This window comes from Victivallis lenta (assembly GCF_009695545.1).
GTDB classification, from domain to species: Bacteria; Verrucomicrobiota; Lentisphaeria; order Victivallales; family Victivallaceae; genus Victivallis; species Victivallis lenta.
Window position 1 is genome coordinate 194,398 of record NZ_VUNS01000005.1, and the last position, 24,299, is coordinate 218,696.

The 24,299-nt window shown below is 59.4% G+C and carries 16 protein-coding genes and 1 pseudogene; 7 read left to right on the forward strand and 10 right to left on the reverse strand.

The window, feature by feature from the left end; all coding sequences use genetic code 11:
• Positions 1-15 precede the first annotated feature (15 nt).
• Both FYJ85_RS07180 and FYJ85_RS07185 read right to left on the reverse strand, forming a co-directional pair.
• Complete coding sequence (locus FYJ85_RS07180) at positions 16-1,074, reverse strand: substrate-binding domain-containing protein (RefSeq protein WP_154417564.1); 1,059 nt, start codon at positions 1,072-1,074, stop codon at positions 16-18.
• Between the two features lie 418 nt (positions 1,075-1,492).
• Positions 1,493-2,509: an AraC family transcriptional regulator gene (locus tag FYJ85_RS07185; protein WP_106052214.1), complete on the reverse strand. Its 1,017-nt coding sequence runs from the start codon at positions 2,507-2,509 to the stop codon at positions 1,493-1,495.
• 213 nt (positions 2,510-2,722) lie between these two features.
• On the opposite strand from FYJ85_RS07185, the gene FYJ85_RS07190 reads away from it, so the two are divergent.
• From FYJ85_RS07190 to rpsI, 6 genes are all read left to right on the forward strand, one after another.
• On the forward strand, positions 2,723-3,385 hold the full coding sequence (locus FYJ85_RS07190; protein WP_106055667.1) for a prepilin-type N-terminal cleavage/methylation domain-containing protein: 663 nt from the start codon (positions 2,723-2,725) through the stop codon (positions 3,383-3,385).
• Positions 3,386-3,396: 11 nt separating this feature from the next.
• Positions 3,397-6,582 (forward strand): sugar-binding protein, encoded by a 3,186-nt coding sequence (locus FYJ85_RS07195; protein ID WP_154417566.1) that lies wholly within the window; start codon positions 3,397-3,399, stop codon positions 6,580-6,582.
• Positions 6,583-6,745: 163 nt separating this feature from the next.
• Entirely contained in the window at positions 6,746-7,114 is a 369-nt protein-coding gene (locus FYJ85_RS07200; RefSeq protein ID WP_106052211.1) for a hypothetical protein, read from the forward strand.
• 193 nt (positions 7,115-7,307) lie between these two features.
• Positions 7,308-9,968: a valine--tRNA ligase gene (locus FYJ85_RS07205; RefSeq protein ID WP_106052210.1), complete on the forward strand. Its 2,661-nt coding sequence runs from the start codon at positions 7,308-7,310 to the stop codon at positions 9,966-9,968.
• 246 nt (positions 9,969-10,214) lie between these two features.
• Positions 10,215-10,646, forward strand: coding sequence for a 50S ribosomal protein L13 (gene rplM, locus FYJ85_RS07210; protein ID WP_106052209.1), 432 nt, complete (start codon positions 10,215-10,217; stop codon positions 10,644-10,646).
• Between the two features lie 12 nt (positions 10,647-10,658).
• A complete protein-coding gene (gene rpsI / locus FYJ85_RS07215) occupies positions 10,659-11,057 on the forward strand; it encodes a 30S ribosomal protein S9 (protein WP_106052207.1) in 399 nt (132 codons plus the stop codon).
• Positions 11,058-11,591: 534 nt separating this feature from the next.
• Here the strand turns inward: rpsI and FYJ85_RS07220 are convergent.
• The 6 genes from FYJ85_RS07220 to FYJ85_RS07245 all read right to left on the reverse strand — a co-directional run bounded on the left by FYJ85_RS07220 (position 11,592) and on the right by FYJ85_RS07245 (position 21,985).
• A complete protein-coding gene (locus FYJ85_RS07220; RefSeq protein ID WP_154417568.1) occupies positions 11,592-12,662 on the reverse strand; it encodes a family 43 glycosylhydrolase in 1,071 nt (356 codons plus the stop codon).
• A complete protein-coding gene (locus FYJ85_RS07225) occupies positions 12,655-14,067 on the reverse strand; it encodes an MFS transporter (protein WP_154417570.1) in 1,413 nt (470 codons plus the stop codon). The genes FYJ85_RS07220 and FYJ85_RS07225 overlap by 8 nt, the downstream gene beginning before the upstream one ends.
• A gap of 2 nt (positions 14,068-14,069) precedes the next feature.
• Entirely contained in the window at positions 14,070-18,020 is a 3,951-nt protein-coding gene (locus tag FYJ85_RS07230; RefSeq protein WP_154417572.1) for a glycoside hydrolase domain-containing protein, read from the reverse strand.
• A gap of 23 nt (positions 18,021-18,043) precedes the next feature.
• The gene (locus FYJ85_RS07235) at positions 18,044-18,727 is read right to left on the reverse strand and encodes a DUF1559 family PulG-like putative transporter (protein WP_206213016.1); all 684 of its coding nucleotides are present in this window, start codon (positions 18,725-18,727) and stop codon (positions 18,044-18,046) included.
• Positions 18,728-18,907: 180 nt separating this feature from the next.
• Positions 18,908-20,887 (reverse strand): hypothetical protein, encoded by a 1,980-nt coding sequence (locus FYJ85_RS07240; protein ID WP_154417574.1) that lies wholly within the window; start codon positions 20,885-20,887, stop codon positions 18,908-18,910.
• 57 nt (positions 20,888-20,944) lie between these two features.
• A complete protein-coding gene (locus FYJ85_RS07245; protein WP_106052198.1) occupies positions 20,945-21,985 on the reverse strand; it encodes a LacI family DNA-binding transcriptional regulator in 1,041 nt (346 codons plus the stop codon).
• Positions 21,986-22,159: 174 nt separating this feature from the next.
• On the opposite strand from FYJ85_RS07245, the gene FYJ85_RS07250 reads away from it, so the two are divergent.
• Positions 22,160-22,531: a hypothetical protein gene (locus FYJ85_RS07250; RefSeq protein ID WP_154417576.1), complete on the forward strand. Its 372-nt coding sequence runs from the start codon at positions 22,160-22,162 to the stop codon at positions 22,529-22,531.
• Between the two features lie 112 nt (positions 22,532-22,643).
• Here the strand turns inward: FYJ85_RS07250 and FYJ85_RS07255 are convergent, their stop codons facing one another.
• Positions 22,644-23,699, reverse strand: a complete 1,056-nt coding sequence (locus FYJ85_RS07255; protein WP_154417578.1) for an SGNH/GDSL hydrolase family protein — start codon at positions 23,697-23,699, stop codon at positions 22,644-22,646.
• Positions 23,668-24,299: pseudogene (locus FYJ85_RS07260) on the reverse strand (hypothetical protein); the annotation flags it as partial. The pseudogene FYJ85_RS07260 and the gene FYJ85_RS07255, both read right to left, overlap by 32 nt.

Genomic DNA, 24,299 nt, shown 5'->3' on the forward strand with positions numbered 1-24,299 from the left:
AGCCCTTGACGACTTTTATTCTTCTCCGCATGATTTGCCCGGCATCAGCCGCGCGACGGTGGACGGGATGACGATTCCAGCGGGGGAGGAGCCGGCCAGCGCCGCGGTCAGGGCGTCGAGGCAGCCGCGCACCATGAGTTCGGGATCGACTTCGAGCGTGGTCAGCGGAACCGGGCTGGCGAATTCGCAGCCGTGGTTCATGTGGGTCAGGATCGCGATGTCGCGCGGAATCCGGAGCCCCTGTTCCAGGATTGCCATCAGGAGTCCCCGGCAGACGACGTCGTGGTTCACCAGAATCGCATCGGGCCGGTTTTCTCCGGCGAGCAGGAGCTTGCCCTTCTCGTAGCCGTCGGTCTCCTTCTGCCCCCAGCGGAACACCCGGACGGCGGCGCCGGTTCCGGCCGCGCCCTCCATTGCGCCCTGCTGCTCGCAGCGGAAATCCTCACGGAAATTCGGATACGGCAGCTCCTCCGGCATCATCGACACGACCGCGATATTGCGGTAGCCGCGCCCGGTCAGGTATTCGACGCCCTTCTTCACCGAGGCGCGCTGGTCGATATGGAACGGTTCGCACCAGGCGGCTTCGGGGTGCTGCTCGAGGAACTCGGTCAGCTTCGGGGTCCGGTTGCTGGCGATGATCGCCTTGAGTTCTCCGCTGGTGAGGTCCTGTTCGAGATCGAACATCGTGCGGCTGCCCGATTCGAAATCGAAATAGATCTTCAGGTTGAGGGCGCGTTCGAGCGACTGCTTCTGGAATTCGTCGAGCAGCTGCGAATAGAGGTGGCTCCGGTCGCGGAACGGATTCTTGCCGAATACGAGCGCGATGACGTTGACGCGTTCGCGGGAGCGCACGAAGGTTCCGCGCCGCGGCTGCCTCTCGATGAGCTGCCGCTGAACGAGATGCTGCAGGCTTTTGTGGATCGTGACCGGCGTCACATGGTAGAGCCGGGCGAGTTCGACGGTCGACGGCAGGCGGGATTTGTCGGGCAGCTCTCCCGAGACGATCCGGTGCGCCAGATGATCGGCGATCTGCTCCTGCAGCGGCGCGGCGGTGTTGGCTTTGAAGGCGATCACTTTTCCATTCTCCTGATCCGGCTCTTCCGCAGGGGGACGGAATGCCGTCTGGTATATGATTATTTTATCGAGTATAATAATAGTATACCAAAGACGGAGGCGAATGTCAATACCCGGTTGGAAAATTTTGCGAAAAAAGCCGCCGCCCGTTTTTCCGGAAGCCCGGGGAACGGAACGTTCGGCAGTGAACGGCAGGAACGCGGAAGATACACTCCTGCCGGCTGCCCGGGCGACAAGAACCTTTCCGGGCGGCCGCGGATTTTTGCCGGTGCCGCCTTTCCGGAAGTGAGGTTCTGTGCGGGGTCACGTCATCGGGAAACGGCCGGAGGGAAAGGCAGTCGGCCGAACAGATCGATCGGGCCTGTGCCATCCCGTGCCGGAATCGCATATATGACCATACGGCGGCAGATGCGGCAGCTCATCTGCCGACCCCTTCGCGCCGGCAGGTGCGCGGAGAGATGCCGTACTCCTTTTTGAACGCGGTGGAAAATGCGGCGAAATTGTCGTAGCCGCACCGCAGCGCGATCACCGAAACCGGCAGCGTGGTGGAGACAAGCAGAGTGTTCGCCCGTTTCAGCCGCAGGTGGTAAAGCACCTGCATCGGAGTGGCGTCGTAGCGTCGTTTCGCCTGCCGGAGCAGGGTGGATACCGACATGTAGACCTCGGCAGCCATCATCTCCAGGGTCCATTTTTTCTCGAGTGATCCGCTGACCTGCCGCCAGAGGTTTTCGAACGGATCGTCGGGGGGAGGCTCGGTCTGCACCGACTCCGGCAGATGGAAACTGCGGGCGAGCAGCTCGAGAATCTGGTCGGTGTACGAGGCGATCAGGGCTTCGCAGCCGTAAGGCGAACGGTCCGGTTTCAGCCCGAATGCGCACAGGGCGGCGGCCAGATCCATCGAATCGCAGTAGAAGTGCCAGGGCGGACGCTCATCGGAGGTGTCGGCCGCCAGGTTGCGGATCACGTGGATCGATTCGAGGGCCAGTCCCTTCATGGCGGCCTCCAGTTGTACCGGCGGTGTTCTTCGACCGAAAAAAGGCTGCGGCAGTCCGGCAGGAGGCAGGGGGGTATCCGGGGTCAGGTGGAACCAGCAGAAACGCCAGGGGGCGCTGCCGGTCTGTCGGTAGAACTGTTCCTTTCCGGCCGGCAGGATGCAGAAGGAGCCGGCGCTCTGCTCGTGTGTCTGCGCTCCCGCCGTCACTTCCCCGCTCCCGGAGCATGTGAACAGCGCGAAACGGAAGCCCGGTATCCTTCGCAGCCGGAATCCGGGCGTCGCCCGGCTGACGCCGGCCATTCCGATTCCTGCATTGCGCAGTTTCAATATCGCCGGATGCTTCAGATAGAGCGGCAGGAAAAACTGCGCGGTCTCCCGGGGGATGACGTGTTCCAGGGTGATGCAGGTATTCAGGATGCAGTCCGGATTCATCTGTTCCATTACTCCCCGCCGGATGGAAACGACGGCATGATTTCATGATTTCAGCGATTCAACAATAATAAATCCCGTATAAAGCGACAATTCAAGTAATTTTGACGATTTTACAAAAAAAAATAACGATTCTGCAAAATTATTTTTTATTTTTGAATATATAATTTAAACAGGCAGATAACACTGCCGCGGTAAACATGAAACCCGGAAAGGAATTGTACGATGCATAGGAAATTCACTCTTGTCGAACTGCTGGTGGTGATCGCGATCATCGCCGTTCTTGCATCCATGCTGCTGCCCGCCCTGAATAAGGCGCGCGAACGCTCGAAGGCCACCGCCTGCACCAACAATCTGAGGCAGGTTTTTCTGACTCAGGCAATTTATGCCGAAGATCACAAAGGCTGGATGACCCCCGCGCGGACGGAACCGAACTGGGACAGTTGGCTGTATTTCGCCGTCCGCGGCAAATATCTGGAAAAACCCAGAGACGGCTCCCGCCCCTTCCTGATGTGTCCCTCGCTGGCCGCCGGATGGACAAACGGCTGGTGGCACGGGTTGTACGGCGGCATTTACGGTATCAACCGCGGGAAAGATCCCGACAGCCCGGCAAGTTACATGAACGGTACAGGAGAGTACCGCTGGTGCCAACGGCTGACGGCCTTCCGAAATCCGAGCCGGAGAGATATTTTCGCCGACAGCAGATACAATTCGACCTACGGGTTGTACGATCATAACGGTGAATCCGACAGCTGGGGGAAATGGTGGGTTCAGGTGCGGCACGGCGGGAAGAGCTCCATGCTCTTCGCCGATGGGCATGCGGTGTTGATGTCTCCGGAGAAACTGAATGCCGATTATAATTTCAAGAACCGCATCCACCTGTATTGAAAGGAGTCCCGATGTATCGTCTTTTCGTGATAATTTTTACGGCCGCGATGACGGGATTGATTTTCTGCCTTGCTGCTGAGGAGCTTGACACGATCGGTTTTGAGCAGGGATTTCAGGATATCTGGGTGGGGCGTCCGGAGGCCGTCCGGATTGACGCCTCCGACTCCTCCGAGGGGAAGCAGTGCGCGGTTTTCGATCCCGGCGGCAGGATTGCGGAGATCGCCCGCGGAATCAAGCTGCGGCGCAATGAAATTTATACGGTGAAATTTGATGCGCGTTCGACCTCGCCGGGCGGGGGGGCTCCCGAAATTCAGGTGCGGCTGCTGATGCGCTCCTTGAAAAAGCCGATCGACTGGTTCAAAGAGGCGGGCAAAGCATCGGCGGAGTTGAATGTCCCGACGGCGCTCCGAGGGGAGTGGCAGACGTTTTCCTGCTCCTTCGGGCCGCTGCCGGACACCTGGCGGGATGCGGAGGTCAGCTCCGTCAATCTCTATTTTCAGATCCTGCCGGGAAAGAAGCCGGGTAAAGTCCTGCTGGATAACATCCGCATTTCGACCCGTCCGGCGGTGGAGACGAAGCCGGAGATATCGTTTCTGCTGCCGGACCCCGTTCGAATTTTCGACCGGATTCCGGATTTCAAAGTGAAGCGGAGCGGCCGGGCGGGAGTGCTGCGCGTGACCGCCCGCAACGCCGGCGGTGAAGAGACGCTGAAGCTTCAGGGCGTGCCCGGTGAAGGCAGCCTGGCAGTTACGCTTCCGGGGCCGGATTATTACGACATCGCCGCGGAGGTCGTCGACGGAACGAAAATCCTCGCCTCCGCCCGGACCTCCGTCGTGGTGACGACGCCGCTGCCGGACGATTACTATTCGACGCCGCATCCGGCTTTCGGAGTCTGGTGCCAGGTTGACGATCGCATGCACCGGCTCGGCGGCGGCAAATGGACGCGCCACACGTTGTTCACCTATTTCCCGTCGGCCAACGGCGGCACCCCTCCCTCTCCGGAGAAGGTCGCGACGCGTTCCCCGGTCAAGGTGATCACGAACGTCAATATTCCCCATCGTCCCCATTCCGCAGAGGAACTTGCGGAACAGCGCCGCAAGCTCGAACGCGAGATGATCGCCCGGCGGGGACTGGTCGATATCTGGGAGACGCAGAACGAACCGATGCTCGGTGAAAATTTCCACGGCACCATGCAGCAGGCAGCCGATATCATGGCAATGCAGAGTTCCGTCGCCCGGCAGGTCGTTCCGGGCGTCCCTGTGGCCGGCATCTGTCTCAATCCGATGCAGAAGAACCATTTTCTGCAATATCTGAACTATTATCGCAACTGCGGAATCGACAGACAGATCGACATGCTGGCGCTCCACCCCTATATCCCCGGCGCCCAGAGCCCCGACACCTCCGGTTACGTCGAAACGATCAACCGGCTCCGGAAGGAGGTGTCGAAGATCGCGGGGAGGGAGATTCCCGTTTTCATCAGCGAAATCGGCTATTCCACCAAACCCGGCGGCGAAGTGACCGAGCTTCAGCAGGCGGCCTATCTGGCCCGGGTTGCCATGCTGAACCGCCAGATTCCCGGCCTGGTCGGGTGTGTCTGGCACAACGGGGTCTGGACAGAGGCTTACAGTCGAAGGGAGTATGATTTCGGCATCATGAAGGGAGTCAAGGGGTCTTCGATCCGCGAACCGAAACCGGCATTTGCGGCATGGGCGACCGTCTCCCGCCAGACCTGGAACGCCGATTACCTCCGCGAGCTGGATTTCGGCCGGAACGTGCGTGTGCTGCTGTTTCGTCGCAACGGGAAGCCGCTGCTCGCGCTCTGGGGGCTGCAGGGGGAACCGGTTTCGGTCCGGCTTCCGCTGAACGTTCCGGAGGTTACCGTGGTTGAGTTGTGCGGACGAAGCCGGCGTGTTCGGCTTGCGGACGGCGTTCTGCCACTGTCCCTGGGGGAGGCGCCGGTTTATGTCTCCGGCGATTTTCCGGCGATTTTCGACGAGCGGAGCTTTGCCGTGGCGATGGAGCCGGAAGTCCCGGCGGCGCTCGCCGGCATGCCGTTTGAATTCCAGGTCAGGCTGCCCGGCCATTTCAGCTCCGCCGAACTCCGCATTCCCGCCGGGGAGTACGGTACGGCGCAGGTGACGGGGAGCGGCGCCGACCGCACCGTAAAGATCATTCCGGCCCCCGGCATCCGGCCCGGCTGTTATGATCTGGAATTGCGGCTGGAAGAGAACGGCCGGCCCCGCAGCATCCTCATCCGGCAGCTCGAGATCCTGCGTCCGGTGGATTTCAGCCGCGTCGCGCCTGTTGCAGTCCCGCAGGGCCGCGCCATCCTCTGCACGGCCGAATTCCGGGATTCCACGGCCGGTGACGCGACCGTGGAAATTCTGGAAAACGGGAACAGGGTGGTCGGACTTGCCCGGCTTTCGGCCCCGGGGGAGAGCGTGATTCCGCTTTACCTCACCCGGATCGGGCGCAGAAACAGCTACTCCGCCCGCTTCACGCTCTCCGACGGTTCGAGCTATGTGCAGCCGCTCGGGGGAGGATTGACGCCGGTATCCATTCCTTATTTCCGCGATGCGCTTGATCGGGTGGAGGAGTGGCCGGAATGCGGACGCTTTGCGATCGGCGACGGCGTGGCGAGCAGTCACGGGTTGACCGGGGAGAACGACCGTCCCTCCGGTGTCATCCGTCTGGCGTGGGATGAGGACTTTCTCTATTATGCCGTCGATGTGAACGACAAGACCTGCCGTACCGTCGCCCTTCCCGCCGACATGTGGCAGGGAGACTCCCTCCAGTGCGGTATCGCCGCAGATCCGCAGTTTATGATCAGGCCGAACAATGACGGCCTTCAGGAGACCGCGTATAATGAGTTCGGAACGGACCTCCGCGACGGCGGATCGCGCAGTTGGACCTGGGCAAGCATGAACCGCAATGCAATGCCGTGTAACCGGCCGGTTCCCGGCATCCGGCTCGATCACCGCCGCGACCGGACCTGGACGTTTTACCGGGCCGCTGTGCCGTGGGAGACGCTGAATATCCGGCCGGGCGAGGGAGTGCCGCTGCGCTTGAGCATTCTCGTCAACGATTCGGATGGCGGCGTCCGTCACTGGATGGAGTGGTTCGGCGGCATTGCCGACGGCAAGGACCCCGGCCTCTACGGTTCCGCGGTTCTGACGAAACAGGACCGGCAGCCGTAAAACCGCCGGAGCCGGGGACTTTTGCGCCCCGGCGGACAGGCGCCGGGAATGCGCGGGAGATTTGTCCCGAAAAAATTCCCCGGACCGGTGGAAAAAAAGCTTTCACCGATGTAGAGTATAAACGCCGTCTTGTCTTTTTAATTTTTCTGCGGAGTTTCCCGGAGTGAAAAAACGTTTGCTGATTCTGCTTCTGGTCGTCGCCGGAACCGGATTTGTCGCCGTCCCGAAAGCGAAAGCGATGGACCCCGTGACCATCGCGGTCCTCGCCCCCGCCGCCATGCGGATGGCCGAGGCGACCCATCCATATATCATGCAGGGAATTGCGTGCGGCGCGCGCGGCATGGCCAAGGCCGGAATCGCCGGGTTCCGCATGCTTTATCTGCCGTGGGGCGTCGTCCAGTGCACACTCGGATTGCCGCTCGGCGGTCTCAGCCCCGGGATCGGCAACATCGTCGAGGGCGGCACCGCGCCGTTCGAGATGGCCTTCCGCATCATCATGCTGCCGGTAAACCTCTGCGGCGTCGATATATAGCCGCCGTGCAGCCGCCCGCCCGCCGTGAAATCCTCCGGCGGGCCTTTTTTTCCGGTCCCGGGCGGGCGGGGGCGGAAAACCGCGAAAATCGCGTGATTGCCCGGTTTGACGCGGGAAATTTCACCGGAACCGTGCTATATTAAACCGAATATGTATCGATCATCAACCCGAGACATGGAGTGAAAGAAGCAATATGAGCACCCGCGAACCCTTGCCGCGCGCCTACGAACCGGCCGCGGTGGAAGCCAGATGGTATCCGCACTGGGAAGAGGCCGGTTATTTTCACGGCAGGCCGGACCCGGCGAAGAAACCCTATTCGATCGTGATTCCGCCGCCGAACGTCACCGGCATCCTGACGCTCGGCCATGTGCTCAACAACACGCTGCAGGATATCCTGATCCGCTATCACCGCATGAAGGGCGAGGAGGTCTGCTGGTTCCCCGGCACCGACCACGCCGGGATCGCGACCGAGGCGCGGGTCGAGAAATACCTGCGCGAGAAGGAGAACACCGGCCGCGACAAGCTCGGGCGAGAGGAGTTCATCAATCGCGTCTGGAAGTGGAAGGACGAGTTCGGCGGAAAGATCATCCGCCAGCTCCGCACGCTCGGCTGTTCCTGCGACTGGGAGCGCGAGCGCTTCACGATGGACGAGGGACTTTCGGCCGCCGTCCGCAAGGTGTTCGTCGAGCTCTACAACAAGGGTTACATCTACCGCGGCCAGCGCATGATCAACTGGTGTCCGGTCGCCAAGAGCGCGCTTTCGGATGAAGAGGTGATTTATAAGGACGTCGCGGGCAAGTTCTACTATTTCCGCTATCCGATTTCGGACGGCTCCGGTTATCTCGTCGTCGCCACGACCCGGCCGGAGACGATGTTCGGTGATACCGCCGTCGCCGTGAATCCGGCCGATGAGCGCTATAAGCACCTGATCGGCAAGACCGTGAAACTGCCGCTGACCGATCGTGAAATTCCGATCATCGGCGACGTGCACGCCGACCCGGCCAAAGGAACCGGCTGCGTGAAGATCACCCCCGCACACGACCCGAACGACTTCGAAGTCGGCAAGCGTCACAACCTCGAGGTCATCAATGTCATGAATCCGGACGCCACGCTGAATGCCCGCGCCGGCGCGAAGTTCGAGGGACTCGACCGTTTCGCGGCGCGCGAACTCGCCGTCAGGATGATGGAGGAGCAGGGGCTCGTCGAAAAGGTCGAGGATATCCGCCATGCCGTCGGCTACTCCGAGCGCGGCGACGTTCCGATCGAGACGCTGGTCAGCTACCAGTGGTTCTGCAATATGAAGGAGCTTGCGAAGCCCGCGATCGAAGCGGTTCAGTCCGGCAGGATCAAGTTCCATCCGGAACGCTGGAGCAAGACCTATTTCCACTGGATGGAGAATATTCAGGACTGGTGCATTTCGCGCCAGATCTGGTGGGGACACCGGATTCCGGCCTGGTACAACGACGCGACCGGCGAGGTCTACGTCGGCGAAGAAGCTCCGGCCGCGCCCGGCGAATGGCGGCAGGAGGAGGATGTGCTCGACACCTGGTTCAGCAGCTGGCTCTGGCCGTTCTCGATCATGGGCTGGCCGGAGAAGACGGAGGAGCTGAAGTACTTCTATCCGACCGGCGACCTGGTGACCGGGCCGGACATCATCTTCTTCTGGGTTGCGCGCATGATCATGGCGGGCTGCGAATTCATGAAGGAGATCCCGTTCCGCAACGTCTATTTCACAAGCATCATCCGCGACGAGCAGGGGCGCAAGCTCTCGAAGTCGCTCGGCAATTCGCCCGACCCGCTCGACGTGATCGCCGAGTACGGCGCCGACGCGCTGCGCTTCACGATCACCTACATCGCTCCGGTCGGCATGGACATCCGTTACAGCAATGAGAAGTGCGAGATCGGCAAGACCTTCGCGAACAAGCTCTGGAACGCCTGCCGTTTCCGGCAGATGCAGGGGGACACCTCCGCGCACTTCCGGGCGCTGCCGCCCGAAATCGCCGCGGAGCTTTCCGGCGACGAGCGCTGGATGCTTGCAAAGCTTGACGCGGCGATCGATTCGATCAACACGGCGATTGCGGAGTTCCGTTTCCACTCCGCCGCGCACGAGGTGTACGATCTGGTCTGGTCCTGCTTCTGCGACTGGTTCATCGAGGCGGAGAAGGTTCCGATGCGCGCCGGCGGCGGGGAGAAGGAGCGGGCGCTGGCCGTGCTCGATTATGCACTTTACCGCATCCTGCGGCTGCTGCACCCGTTCATGCCGTTCATCACCGAGGAGCTGGCCCACCAGATGGGCTTCCTGTCGGATGGAGAAACGATCATGTTCGAGCCGTTCCCGGAGGACGACGGCTTCCGCAATGCCGATGCTTCCGAACTGGCCCGCATCGACGGCAAGTTCGAGCTCGTGCGCGCCGGGCGTTTCCTGAAGGCGTCGTACAATCTGCCGGACGGGAAGAAGGTGAAGTTCTTCGTGAAGGCGGTCGATGCGGAAGCCCTTGCGTTTCTCGAGGCGGAGAAGGCGTCGGCGCTGAGCCTGCTGAATGCCGAGGCGATCGAGTTCACGCTGGCCGATTACGATCCCGCCGCGCACGGCGCCGCGCCGTCGCAGGTGTGCAGCCTCGGAACCGTCTATCTGCCGCTGGCCGACCTGATCGATATCGCGGCGGAGAAGGCGAAGCTTGAGAAGCAGAAGAAGGAGCTCGCCGGCTGGATCGCCGGAACGAAGGCGCGCCTCGGCAACGAGAAATTCCTGGCGAAAGCGCCCGCGAACGTCGTCGCCGAAGCGAAGGCGCAGCTCGCGTCGATGGAGGAGAAACTCGCCCGCACGGACGAGCTGCTCGAGTCGCTGAAATAACGGCGGAACGGAAAACGGCGCCGGAGGCGGGAAAAATCGAAAAAAATCAGCCCGCCGGCTGGAAATCTCCGTTTTCCGTGCTATTTTAATCAGGTCTGCAGGTCCGGTCCGGGTGAAAACCCGATCATCTGAAGCCCGGGACGGGGGCTGGGAGACACTACGGCAGGCGCCGTTGGAGGATGTGCGAAGTTCTCCGGCAGGCGCGGCAGCGTTGGAAAACCGAAATAAATTGGACGAATCGTAGTTATGAAAACTTATCTGGCAAAAACCGGCGAAATCGAGCGGGAATACATTCTGTTCGACGCGTCGGAGGCTCCGGTCGGCCGTCTCGCCGTCCGCATCGCGAATGCGCTGCGCGGCAAGGACAAACCGACGTATACCCCTCACATCGATACGGGTGCGTTTGTGATCGTCATCAACGCCGGGAAGTCGGTCTTCACCGGCCGCAAGGGCGAAGAGAAGGTTTACGTGGATTATACCGGCTACCGCAGCGGCTACAAGGAACGTACCGCGAAGGAGCTGCGCGGGCACAATCCCGAGCGTTTCATCAAGGACGCGGTCTGGGGAATGATGCCGCACGGTCGTCTGGGGCGCGCCCAGTTCAGCAAGCTGAAGGTCTACGCCGGTGCGGAGCATCCGCACACCGCGCAGCAGCCGAAGAAAATCACCGTGAAGTAATGGAGCAGCGCTATGGCTATTAAGAGTGAAGAAATTCTGGCTACCGGTCGTCGCAAATGCGCGGTCGCGCGCGTTCGGCTCCAGCCGGGCACCGGTAAGATCGAAATCAACGGCAAGGCGATGGCGGAGTATTTCCCGAGCGAAGCGCTTTGCGGCTATGTCAATCAGGTCCTGAAGGTCACCGAGACTGAGGGCAAGGTCGATATCCGCGCCAATCTCGACGGCGGCGGCATGACCGGCCAGGCCGGCGCCCTGCGTCATGGTGTTGCACGCGCGCTCGTCAAGATGAACGAGGATGTCAAGGCGGTGCTGAAAGCCGCCGGCATGCTGACCCGCGACGCCCGCGTCAAGGAACGCAAGAAGCCCGGTCAGCCGGGTGCCCGTCGCCGGTTCCAGTTCTCGAAGCGCTAAACGTTTCCCGAACGAATCGAAGCGATTCGAAAAGCCGTACAGCCGCGCAGGTTGTACGGTTTTTTCGTTATATCCCTTCAGGTCAATCGTTCTCAGGAACGGTCCCAGGTGGCGGCAGGGGGCAAGTTTGTGTTTTGGGGGACGGTGCGAGAGAACGTTCTCCTGAAAAACAGGAAGCATGAGGTTCAGCGAAAGGGCCGTTGACGTGCGAGGAGGCCGGTCAGGCGGTGAAGCCGGTCAGGAGGCCGCTTTGCGGCAGGGGGGCCTGCGCCGCCAGCGCGGGGGCTTCCGGCCGGGGACCGGTATTGGTGCAGCAGCTTCCGGCAGATTGCGCTCTCATCTTCGCGGACAGGCGGCGCGGTGGATACGGTCGACCGGATGTTCTGCCTCTTTCCGCTGTTCCTGACTTCGCAGATGCCGCGATTCGCGCAATAATCTGGAACGAAAACGCGGAAGAATGTGGAGTTCCTCCGGACGATCATTGTTTTCCGCTTTGCCGGATATACCTCAGCGGCAGTCAGGTTGTCATATGAATCAAACTAAATTCCGGCATAGACACTGATAGGCGGGTTCTCGTAAAATCGGGCGTTCCGCCTTCCATTCCACGGGCAGCCAGAGGTAGCGGCCGTCGATTGCGTTTTCCGGATTCCAGCGATCGGCCATGAAGATGATTTCGTCCGGCGCCAGCTGCAGAGCAAAGGTACCTTGAGCCCCATAGGTGATGTCGCCTCCGGCGTCAACCGCCGGATTGCCCAGCTCAGTCCACGGCCCGGCCAGCCGATCGGCAACGGCGCTGCGGGCGGCATTGGGAGCCCAGCCGGTACAGCCGGAACCGATGAAATAATACTTTCCATTCCGCTTGAACAACACGGGAGCCTCCATCCAGCGCCATGGAAACAGCCGCCAGTAGCGTCCGGTAAAGCCGGTGTAAGTACGATCCAGTTCGGCAAGATGGAGCGTGCTGTTTTTTTCCGAGGCATAAACCACATAAGCAGTCCGGTCGTCATCGACGAAGAGCGTCATATCGCGACTCTGCTGGCCTGTTTCGAGATCCATTCCCAGCACACTGAGCTGCGGCGTCAGCGGATTGGCATCATAAGGAAGCGTCGGCATCTCCCGGCGTGCCGCTTCAATCCGGGCCGATTCTTTCAATTCCGGTGGCGTATTCTGAGCCCAGACACCCGGATTCGGGCGCCCGTGCCAAAGCAGCCGGAAAGGTCCTTCCGGCCGGTCGGCAACGGCGACGGCCTGCCGGGCATCCGAGTAGGTGCAGTCCCGTTCCAGATGGAACCACATCACGAATTTTCCCGCCGGACTGCGCACCACCTTGGGTCGTTCAATCACGCACCCCGGCAGCAGCGATCCGCCATCGCGGATATCGAATGCGATTCCCGCGTCGCACCAGTGCACCAGATCGTCCGAGCGATAGACATGTACACCGACCCAGGCCAGATTTCCACGTGTGCCGGCCACTTTGTGTTCGCCGTACCAGTAGAACAGGTTTCCTTCCTTTAATATCCCGCCGCCGTGGGCGTTGATGGGAACTCCATCGGTATCGAGCCAGATTTCGCCCGACATTCCCGGACATGCAAGCAATTCAGTCACATTCACTCTCTTTCATCTCTGTTTTCCGCTTTTCCAAAGCGTCTTTAATCTCAAGCATCCGTTCCCGGCTCAGGGGGTAGAAGAACAGCGCACCTGCCGCCAGCGCCAGCCCCGCCGCCGGAATACAGGACATCATCAGCCGCATATTCCAGAAGGTTCCCGGCTGCTGTCCGCCGCCAAGCTCCAATTCGAAGCCGGACCAGACCAGGAAATAGCCGCCGCCGATGCTGCACAGCACATAACCGAGTTTGCAGGTCCAACTGATGATTGCCCCGAAAATTCCCTCGCGCCTGCGATGATTGCACAATTCGTCATAGTCGCACGAATCCGACACCATCGCGGAAATCAGCATCCACATCGCCGATATCCCCACCGCCCCCGGAATCGGCTGAACGATCGACAGATAAGGCATCGCCGGAGTGATCAGCACCAGAATCGACAGATTGCCGAGCGCTCCCAGCATCAGGAACAGCATCAGGGCGCGGCTCTTGCCGAGCTTTTTCGATGCGAAATTTACAACCGGAATCGCCGCGATGCAGCTTCCGGCGGAAACCAGCCCGGCGATTCCGGCGAGGCGGGAAGCGAACTCCTTGTCGCCGCCGCAGCCGTAATAGATCAGCAAATTCAGGCCGAATGACAGCACGAGGAACAATCCGAATACGCTCAACGCCAGCACGACGACCAGAATCAGAAAGGGTTTGACCCGGAATGCGGTGAAGATATCCACGATGCCGACCCGTTCATACTGTTCCTTTTCGCTCCGCCGCTCCATATCCTCCTTCCGGCTGGACACCGTCGGCGTCAGCAGCAGCGGCCCCAGCGCGAACAGGATGAAAATCACGCCGCTGACCACGCTCAGGCAGCGCATTCCCTGCAGCGGAGTATCGAACCAGCTCCGCTCCGTGAACCAGTACATCCACGGCAGGATGAAAGCGCCGCAGTTCACGAAGAGCGAACGGTAGCCCATTACCCGCGTCCGCTCGTTGTAGTCCGACGAAAGCTCATAGCCCATACTGATGTAGGGAACGCAGAACAAGGTCGTCGACGTGTAGAAAAGAAGGCAGGTCGCGGTCAGATACCAGAAGTACCACATCTGCGACTTCCCTTCCGGGAACATCCAGATCAGCCAGAAGGAGAACGCGCTCATCACCGCGCCGATCAGGATGTACGGTTTGCGTTTGCCGAAACGGGAACGGGTCCGGTCGCTCAGATATCCCATCAGGGGATCGGTGACCGTATCCCAGAGCCGCGCGATCGCAAACACATACCCGAGCAGGATCGGACTCACCCCCATATAGTTGAACATGATCAACGGCAGCATGATGTTCACCACGTTCTGCACGTTGTTCTCGGTCAGCGCCCCGGCGCCGTAGCCGATTTTGTTCCAGAAAGTCAGCGGTTTCATCTTCACTCCCGGATCGGATGAATCTGTTTCGCATCGAATCGGCGCGATCGGGTGGAAAGTTCCACGATTTCGGCGTCGATCACATCGTCGTGCCAGGTCTGGACCGACAGGCTGTTCGGCCCTTCCGGAAGCGCCGCCGCCAGATTCTTCACGACGGCCTTGCCGTCGTAAAGGACATTCAGCACACCGTCGTGCAGATTGATCACCAGCGGCTTATACTCTTTTCCGGCCAACGGGACCTGCTGAAAGACCCAGCCGCGCGAATAGGGATCGGCAAGCCCGCGCACCAGCCATCCCCAGCCGGGGAAGCCGCCGCCGTAGCTGAGTGTGATGTTGCCCATCACGAAGTTGAAACGCTCCGGGAGCCTGACTTTCATTTCCAGATAGAGGTTTTTCCGGAAACAGCGTTTGAAGTCGGCGACAGCCAGTCCTTTTTCCGGTGACGCACGCAGCAGAAGCCGTTTCCCGGCTGCCTTTGCCTCTGCGGCATTGCCGAACTCCCATTCACGGCTCTGGTCCTCGATATCAAACTCTTCCGCCCCGGCAGCATCTTCCGCGACAAAGTTCCTTGCGTGGATGAGCCGGAAAGAGAGCGTGTTGTCGTGCCAGGTGCGGAATGCCAGATGGTTGTTTTCCGGCTTCAAGTCCAGTTTCTTGTCGTAGACCAGAAGTTTGTTGTTCAAATGCACGTTCAGCCGCCCGTTGCGGACGGTCAGAGCCAGCCGGTTCCAGCCGTCGCGGGCGGCGGCGAAACGGTTCACGACTCCGGCCGGATCCTCTCCGTTTTTATTATAAAAGAGCCAGCCGTTGTCACGAATGAAATCAATGCCGCCGAACTCCACTCCGATCCGGCCGTCGGCAATGAATTCAATGCAGACGGAAAGCTCTCTGCCGAACGTGAAATTCCGCAGTTCCGCGCGGGAAGCCGGAGCTCCCGGCACTGCTTTCAACGCAATCACGCCGTCCTGTCCCCGGCTGCCGCCGGAAATCCGCCATTGCGCTTCGCTTCCGGCCTCCTGCTTCGGCAGCCCGGCGGCTGCGGCGGCCTCCGGTTTCGGGCGAACTACCAGCAAGCGGCAACTGAACGATTCCAGCGCATCCTCCACCACGGCGGAATTCACCGGGATTTTCCGCAGATAGTCGTACACCTCGATCTTCCGGCCGGAGTAGAGCCGCGACAGGTCGAGCCGGTACGAATTTTTCCCGTACCGCAGGTTACTCACCACCGCCAGCGACTCATCGGCTCCATAGTAGAGGGAGGCGTAACAATTCGCGGACTCAAAGCCGATCTTCTCGTGGTTCCGCCAGAACGGATGAAAGGTGTTGCCGGGCTTGGCGAAACGTTCCAGAAGCTCCACATCGATGTTGACCGGATCGATGTCCTCATTGGTGTAATATTCGCTGTTGAACAGCAGCGCATAGGCCAGCGCCGTATCCAGCCCGTCGTAGTTGTGGAGCTGCTTCGGCCAGTAGATGGTCCGCCAGCCCCACGCCAGCCCGGAATACCCGATGGAAAACATCGCTTCGCTCGGATAGTAGCCGCGCCGGTAGCGCATCAGCTGCTCCCCTTCGAAATAGCTGTCGAAAAAGCTCAGCGTGTTCACGTCGATTCCGCCGCCGGTGTGGGCGACCAGGCAGAACTCCTCACCGGTCGCATCGAACAGGCCGCGGATGCGTTTCAGGAACTCCCGCTGTTTTACCACGCGGCTTTGAATCTGGCGGTCCATCGAGAGCTTCGTCATTTCGCCGCAGGATTCGCCGTGCAGCGGATTGCTGTCGCCCCACGGCACCGAAAGGCCGTCGCTCATCAGGCCGCGGATGCCGGTTTCCGCGATGATCTTCCGATAGTTGTGAAGCTGCAGGTCCCCCTCCGGCCCCCGCTTGCAGGTTGCAAAGCAGTTCTTTCCCTGCCAGAAGTAGTAACGCCAGGCCGGCTGCAAAGCGAGATCCTCCCGGAACTGCCGCATCGGCGGAGCATCCTCCTGCAAACCCTGACAACAGTAGAGGGTCAGCTTCTTCCCTTTGGCTGCCAGCTCTTTCACCAGCTTTTTTACCTCATCGGTTTTGGAGAGGTCGGGATAACCGTGCCAGCGGCTCCACCCTTCCCACTGCCATGTGACCCAGCCGCGTACCGGCCGGGCCGGATACGGTTTGGTCGGAGTCGGCTGCAGAAAGAAACGGAAAATCTCCTCGTCTCCCCGCAACTGTCCCGCTTCGTCCGCCAGATTGAGTTTCAGGAAATCGCCGTCTTCGTTCTGCACCACCTCGACCTGACGGCGCAAGTCGCCGGAACGGAACGGATTGCGGTCGAAGGAGAATGCCAGTCCCTCCTCCTGGTTGCCGATCCACAGATTGGCGGCCCGGTTGCGGTAACCGGCGCCGGTCAGTTCTCCGGCCCGCTGGACGGAAACGCCCGGCAGCAGGAATTTCACGATTTTCCGATCCAGCGGCAGCAGGACGGTGAGCCGGTCAACCTTCTTCAAGTCACCGCCGGACAGGGAAAACTTGATTTCCATAAAACCATCGTAATCAAGCTGGTTGTGCACCAGCATCCTCCACGGACCCGAGGTCCCGGCAGCCTCCGCCGCGACCTGGTTGCCGCGCGGCTTTACCTGAAGTTCTCCGAATGCGAAGGTCTGCTCGCGCCCATTCGCCACAACCTGAATCTGCGGCGGTGCGGCCAGAATCCGGCTCTCCGAACCGGTGCGCTCCACTGCCGCCGGGAAGGCGTTTTCGCCGAAGCTGATCTTTTTATCCAGCAGCTCGACCGTATTTCCGGCAATCTGCGGCTTCGTCCACGGGCGCGAAATCTTTTCATTGACATACTCCCGGCCCGCATCGGTATTCAGCCACTCCGGCATTTTCGCGGCGGCGCACAGCCGTTCGATTTCTGCGACGACTTTGCCGGAAGCGTCACGGACGGAGAATTTCGCCCGCCGTTCCGGCTGGTCACCCTCCGGCAATTCGCATTTCACGATCGCCTGACGGGTCGCCAGCGGATTGCTGTCACGGTCGAACATGCCGTTGAACTCCAGCTTCTCCCGAATCGCCGGGAAACCGTCAACTTCCAATACTCCGGTCAGTTCTCCAAACTCTCCGTCGATCTCCGCCACGCCGAGAATCACCCCATCCAGCGGCCCGTAGCCGATAAAGGCGCGGCACGCTTTCCGGATGGTCTGTTTTTCCGCAATCGCCGGAGCGGTTTCCTGCGATCCCGCCCCGCCCGGCGGCAGGAAGGTGATTTCTCCGAGCGGCATCGGATTGTAGCCGCCGAATGCGGGCAGGTGCCAGCCGTACATCACCGGAGCGCGGTGGCGGAAGAAATTCGCGAACACTTTCCGGTTCGCCGCCGGCTCAAGCCCGCAGCCGGAAAATGGGATCGCCATCTCCACCACCCAGCGGCCATCGGAAAACGGCGAAACGGCGGAGCGGAAAAGCGGCTTTTCCTGCGGCGCCTCGTTGAACTGCCGCTGCTGCGCATTCACTGCATTCACACTGTATGTGTAATAGAAATCCGCGGCGGTGAATTCGTTATCCATCGCCCCTTCATAACCGCCGACATTCACTTTGCCGCGCACCGCGATTTCCGGATCGGCAACGCCCAGCACCACCTGCACCGTGTCGTCATTGTCGAAAAAGGCGTCGTTCCACGGCCGCGGATACGCCTCCGGCCCCCTGCCGGACGGCTCGGAACAGACCGCCGCAACATAGAGGTGATCCCGGTCGTACTTCAACCGGAATTCCGTCGCAATTCCGTCGCCTTTCCGGCTGCCGAGCGGCATGATCTGCTTCAGAACGCAGCTTGCCTTCCATTCGTTTTCATCGAAGGCCCCGTCGATTTCCGGCGGCTTCTCCGTGAACGGCACCGCCGCCTGCGGAATCTCCGCTGCGCCGAGAACGCAACTCAGCAGCAGACCGCAGAGCAATCCGTAAAATTTTCCGTCTTTTTTCACACGTTCCCTCATCTTTCCGCTGATTACCATTTCAGATAGGATTTCACTTTCTGCACATGCGTATCTGCGAACAGACAATGGGTGGTGCCGTATTCCCCCTGCACCGGCTGGTGAGGGCCGCCCGTCTCGTCCGGCAGAGTCGCATTGACCCGCTCGCGCAGAATGAGCCGGTTCGGGAAATCGCGCAGCTTGTCGATCGTTCCCGCCCAACTGTTGACGCCGAAGGAACCGTTTTCATATTTGCCGCTCCAGGTGTGTCCCCAGTATTTGTCCTCCAGCTTGCCGGCCTCGTCGTTCTGCGCCCACGCATAGGAGCTCAGCACGTTCCCGTTGCCCGCCCCGAACGGTATCATCCGGTCTTTCGGACACCAGACCACCGGCAGCTTATGCCGCCACGCATCATCGGCGGCATCCCCGCTGCTCATGTAGGGCGCCAGAAAGATCACCCAGTTGCTGTCTTCGCTGAACGGTGTACTTCCATTTGTCGGATCGCTCCAGTTGAAAGGCGGCATTGTGTTGTAATCGCCGATATAGAACGTCATATTGCTGCCGACCTGCTTCAGGTTGCTCTGGCATTTCGTCGCATGGGCCGACTCCCGCGCCTTGTTCAGCGCCGGCAGCAGCATTCCCGCCAGAATTGCGATGATGGCTATTACAACGAGCAGCTCAATCAAAGTAAAATGACGGGATGCCGCGGAAACAGGCACGCCCATATTCCTGCGAAGGAGGCGCGAAGGAAAATGACACGTTCTCCCAATCTCATTCACAGATAAATTGAATTTCCGATAAACATTTTCCATCTTTTCAACCCTTTCCTTTTCAGTTGTTTCCACGTTCCTGGAATATTGCCCGCCTGATAGATTAAACCTTTAAGCTAACGGATAAAATTATTCGCGCGATGTATCGAGATACACAAGTTCCAGCGCGTTGACCGGGATCTGAAAATCCGCAAAAACGCCGTCCCGGCCGACAGCCGAAACCACGCTCTCCGCCTGCCGGTTCCGAACCAGCAGAGCTTTATCCTGCGCCGTGCGCAGCCGGACCGTCAGGTTCTCCGCCGGTTCCAGCGACCAATTGAATATGGCGGCGGTGACGCCGCTTCCTTCTCCGGCACGGGCGTACACCTTGGTCCGGACCCGGCATTCCGGGACCTCCGCATCCAGCGCATCGGCGGCGAGCCAGCGGAAAACCGCATGAATCTGCCGGTACTTGAATTCATGGCCGAGAAGACTCCACGCTCCGTAGCCGGCAACGGCCACCCTTCCGCCCAATGCGTTTGTAAATGTGCCGGAGCAGCAGGGGGCGATCTCATTTCCCGCATAATCGACGAGTCTTGAAAGGATTTCCGTCCCGGCTGACTGCGGGATGAATTCCGTTGCGCGGCCGCCCCGGAAGCTCTGCCGGATGTTCCGACGGAAAGGAGCGGGATTCAGGGGATGGGGGACGGACTCTTCCAGCGCATCCGCATCAAAGGTTTTTCCGATGGAGAAGCCGATCAGCCCGCCGTAACCGCGCTCAATCAGCACCCGGACGGCATCGGCGTCAAGATATCCGCCGGTGGAAAGCACCTGCAAAACGGACTCATCGGAAAGGGCGCGGGCCTCGCGGCCGGATAAAGCGCCGCAAAGCGCATGTTCCGGGGCATACGCATACGGCAGCCCCAGCGCGTGAAAACCGCGGGAAGCGTCGTTGCCGGCGACGGGAAACCCGCCGCCCCGGAGGAAATCCGTTTCGGCGCCCAGAAAATAATCCTTATCCTTTCCAAACCAGATTCCCCGGAGGGGACGGCCGCGGTTCAGGCGGACTATTTTGTCGTTGAACCGGCGCTGTTCCTTCAGTTCAAGCAGGTAAGGCTCATAACACTCAAACGGCGCGGAAGCGGGGTCCCCCAGAAGGTTCAGGGCGGTCCCGGTACAGCCCGCCGCACAGTAAAGCGAGGTCTCCAGAGCGGTAAACGACGTGCCTTTCTGCAGCCGCGAATAAGGGAAGTTCTCCAGCTCGCCCTGAACAACCGTCACCTCCGGGGGCAGCATCGCTGCTTCCGCCGCTATGGTGTCGGCTTTCCGGAGTAACTCTTCCAGATCGGTGTCGCAATAGGCTCCGCCGCCGGGACGCCACCACACGGAGCCGCCGCCCTCTCCGCCCAGCAGAGGCGCCTGCCGCTTCCTGTCGGACTCCCACAGGTCGAGGCAGTCCATCTTGCCGAGGATGATATCCGGATTCACCTCATGAACTGTTTGCCGGATAAAGATAAAAGCCGACGCCAGCACCTGCCGGTTCCACTCCAGCATCTTCAAACGGCGCTCCCGCAGCTCTTCTGCCGAACCGCGGTCGAAAAAAACGGCGAACTCCCGGCGGCTTCCATGAAATCCGAAGTATTCCGACAGCTTCCGGAAACAACCGTCGCAGAAACAGCCGTAAGAAGCGGCCCCGTGATTGTGCAAGCGCAGGTCATCGTCGATCCAGATGAATTCCGGCCCGGCTTCCGCAAGCATCCGGTAAACCGGTTTCAGGTAAGAATTTTTCCAGATTTCCCCCTGCGGGCAGAAGTTGCCCGGGCTGGAATTTCCGTCGATGTCCATGAATGGTTCACCGGAGAGCGATTCCGCACTCTTCCGGTCCTCCGCGGCATGTCCGAGGGTACATAAAATATTGATTCCCGCCCGACATCCGGCAGCTTTCAAAGCCGAAACGCGCTTTTTCAAAATACCGGCCCGGCCCGTCATTTTCTCCAAAGAAGGAGCGACGTGAATATCACCGGTCAGCAACGCCACTTCATCAAGCGCCTGAAGCCGGTTCAGCCAGGCCAGGAAACCTGCAAACTCCGTCTCCGGCTCCCAGATGGCGGGAGTGACTCTCAGCGACATTTGACTCATAACTTCCACCGTTGCTTTTGCCGCCGGGAATTTCCCCGGCACTTTTCATTAAAAACGATCCCTGTTTTCCGCCACGCTGCCCCGGACCACCAGCTCCGCCTTTTCACAATAGGAGTACCGGCCCGATGAGTTCTTACCGACAATGGCGGTCGTCATGCGGACGATCTCTGCAACGTAATTTTCAAGGTTGAACCGTACTGTCGTCAGCTCCGGCGTAGTCAGCCATGCTCCGGTCTGGTCGTCGAAACCGATCAGCGAGAGCTGTTCCGGCACCCGGAGCCCAAGCCGGTCGGCAACCTTCAGCGCCAGCATCGCGTAGTTGTCGTTGTGGCACAGGAGAGCGGTCGGGCGCTGTTCCGTGCGCAGCACTTTTTCCAGAAACTCTCCGGTCTCCGGCGTCGGCACCGAACCGTTGGCCGGAATCACAACCGCCGGATCAAACGTGATATTCCGGCTTTCCAGAAAGCTGCGGTATGCGGAAAAGCGCGTATACGGAGAAGGGTTGTCGAGGTCGAACGCATTCAGCCCCAGATAACCGATCCGGCGGTGTCCCATTTCACACAGGTACTGCATGGCCTGTTGCGTTCCTCCGACCAGGTCGAGCATCAGATGCGAACAGGGCAGCAGATCGACGCTGTCGAAAATGATCAGCTTTTCAGTCGCCAGATACTCCTGCGAAACCACCTGATAGCGGGAACGGTCGCACGGCCCCAGCAACACCACTTCCGCTTTGATCTGATTGAAGAAATTCAATGCCCAGCTTTCGTTCCGGTCGCGGGCATCCCTCCGGAACGGGTCCAGCACGATCGTGATCGCGTAGAGGTTCGCCTCGGAGAGCTGCAGTTGCAGGCGGCAGAGCAATTCCCCATACCACGGCGTTGACGGCGGTACGCAAAGACAGATGCCGACAATGCCGGTACGCCCGCTCAGCAGCGAGCGCGCCATATAATTCGGCCGGTAACCCACCGCCTCGGCATAGGCGCGAATCTCTTTCGCGAGTTTTTCCGCAACCCCCTTGCGGTGATTCAGCGCATTGCTGACCGTCACCGAGGAAACATTGAATTTTTTTGCAATTTCACAGATGCTCATAAGAATAGATTAAACCTTTAAGTTGTTAATATTATGATCGATTTTATCCCGGATGTCAAGTCTTCAGAAGAAAAAACCGTGATTTTTCTGCAACTTTTTTTTGCAAATTATTCTTTACTGTGGCTCTGAGTGCCCGGCATTTGAGCGTGCAGAGTCCAAAGGACAGGAGGCATCATGGCAAGAGCCGAAGTATGGGAAGCAATGATCCGGGAACGGATCATCCTGTTTCAGGCGCTCATACGCAAACTCGACAGACAGCCGGAAAACAATCCGGCCGCCCGCTGGCGGGCGACGGTCGGTCTGACGACGGATTACTGTCCGGAGAACCGCCCGGGCCGGATGTCCGAAGTGCATTCCACAGCCGCTGTATTCAATCTTGGACAGGTATTCTTTGAAATCCGGCCGGCAGCTCCCGCCGCTTTTCCGGGAGTCAAGTCAGCAAGCGCAAGTTCTGCTGGTTTATTTCCTGCATCGGATCGCGTCGCTGTTTCTTTCGGCTATATTTTGCCGGGCCGCTTTGCTTCCACCCGGGTGGCATTTTCCTGACAAGCCGGACCATCATAAAAATGCTTCGACACCGGGTTGTTCAAATCCAGGAGCCGTATAACGGCAGGGATACCTGGAACCTTCGGCAAGTTTTCGCAACCGATTTTTGCACTCATGCTTCTTTTTCCAAGATAAAATTGACACCGAGTGCAAATACGCGATGACCGAAATCATTGGGATGGTTGACCCCGTTGCCCGTCAGATCCATAAACGTCTTCCGTTTCAACAACCGTTGCCATAGTGAAAAAAGATCGGCAAAAGCGACATGCTTTCCCGCTTCGGCGGCGAGTTGCCGAAGTGCCCGTGAAAATTCATCTGCTTTTTTAAGGGGAGTATTACTCCATTCCGGATTGCCGCTCATTGAAGCAATCAGCAGAAACTCTGTTTCCGGCGAGGCAAGTTGTGCAATCTGAACGGTTTTCTGGATGTTAGCCAGATATTCCTCTGCTTCGTCCGACACAGCAAAATCGTTCATCCCGAATGCAATCACCTGCAAATCAGGACAGTCGTCGCTCCATTTCTTCACGCAGGTAAGCGGATACTCGCTGCGGGCGCCGCTCAAACTGTGGTTGCGCAACTCAACACAGAGGCTGAAACGTTCCCCCAGATGCCGGGCAGCTAATTCAGCAAACGGCGGCTGAAACGGGGAAAATTTGTGATAGCCGGAAGCATTGTAGCCCTCGGAAATGCTGTCGCCGAGCCAGCTGATCCGTATTGCACCGCCACGGCGGGATAATTTCGCGCGGAACCGGGGAAGACGTCCGGAAAGCGGCGACAAAATTTCCTCCAGCGGAAAATCAATTTCTTCGGCAATATAATCTACCGCAAACTGATGCTCTGCAAAAAAATTGCGATTGTCAAACAACAGCGGCCGCCCATCCAATCCGCCCTGGATTGCCCGTGCGCCGGGATTTGGATAAAACGGGCCTGCCGGGTGGAGATCTTCATCGGAAAGCCGGGGAATTCGGGAGTTTTCGGGACGAATTATCTGCTGTGTTTCCGGGTTGAAGTTCCAATCCCGTTCCGGCAGATACTCCATGCCGGTGGCAGAACAGAAAATCCGTTGAATTTTGCGTACCGGAAATAAAAGCCGGACTTCATCGCAGTCGGCAAACATGCCGGTTTCGCCGAATATCTCACTGTTTTTTTGATTCCACAGATTCCACATGATCGTCCTCTGTTATTTTTTCAAACCGTCCGGACTCTCCGGAAATCGGGTCCAAAATCGTTCCATCGGCAAAATGGTGGTAGAGAATATGCGCCCCCCAGGCGTGACAATCCGACCGAAGCCAGTTTCCGCCGGGAAAAACCTCCGGGATCGTGCGCATATCAGGTTGATCGGCGGTCTGCAAATATCTCTCCAGACGCGCCAGAAAAAGCTCTTTCTGTTTGAAAGCGCGGCAGGCTTCCAGATAATAGAAGGAAAAGGCGATGCCGCACTGATCGAGGTCGCCTTTGCGAAGCGAGGGCAGCACCGCAGTTTCGCCCAGAGCCAGCAGCGCAAATACTTGTGCGTGTTCCGAAACATAGCTGCGGGCGCTGTCTTCCGCAAAGCAGCCGCGTTCCCGGATAAAATAAGTATTGCGAATCGCCGCGGACAGGTTTTCCGCAAGGCATTCCCGTTCCCGGGCGGCCTCCGGCGAGCCGAAATGTTTTTCCAGATCGGCAAGGTCTTTCAAGGCCAGGAGAAAAACCAGATTCAAAGTGCATCCTTCGCCATTCCGGCACCCCGGCGGCACACCGCCTTCCCAGTTGTCAAGCCAATCAA

Coding starts and splice junctions, on each gene's coding strand:
- FYJ85_RS07185 (WP_106052214.1), bottom strand. CDS start 2,509: ATGGAACAGATGAATCCGGACTGCATCCTGAATACCTGCATCACCCTG.
- FYJ85_RS07190 (WP_106055667.1), top strand. CDS start 2,723: ATGCATAGGAAATTCACTCTTGTCGAACTGCTGGTGGTGATCGCGATC.
- FYJ85_RS07195 (WP_154417566.1), top strand. CDS start 3,397: ATGTATCGTCTTTTCGTGATAATTTTTACGGCCGCGATGACGGGATTG.
- FYJ85_RS07205 (WP_106052210.1), top strand. CDS start 7,308: ATGAGCACCCGCGAACCCTTGCCGCGCGCCTACGAACCGGCCGCGGTG.
- rplM (WP_106052209.1), top strand. CDS start 10,215: ATGAAAACTTATCTGGCAAAAACCGGCGAAATCGAGCGGGAATACATT.
- rpsI (WP_106052207.1), top strand. CDS start 10,659: ATGGCTATTAAGAGTGAAGAAATTCTGGCTACCGGTCGTCGCAAATGC.
- FYJ85_RS07225 (WP_154417570.1), bottom strand. CDS start 14,067: ATGAAACCGCTGACTTTCTGGAACAAAATCGGCTACGGCGCCGGGGCG.
- FYJ85_RS07240 (WP_154417574.1), bottom strand. CDS start 20,887: ATGTCGCTGAGAGTCACTCCCGCCATCTGGGAGCCGGAGACGGAGTTT.
- FYJ85_RS07245 (WP_106052198.1), bottom strand. CDS start 21,985: ATGAGCATCTGTGAAATTGCAAAAAAATTCAATGTTTCCTCGGTGACG.
- FYJ85_RS07250 (WP_154417576.1), top strand. CDS start 22,160: ATGGCAAGAGCCGAAGTATGGGAAGCAATGATCCGGGAACGGATCATC.
- FYJ85_RS07255 (WP_154417578.1), bottom strand. CDS start 23,699: ATGTGGAATCTGTGGAATCAAAAAAACAGTGAGATATTCGGCGAAACC.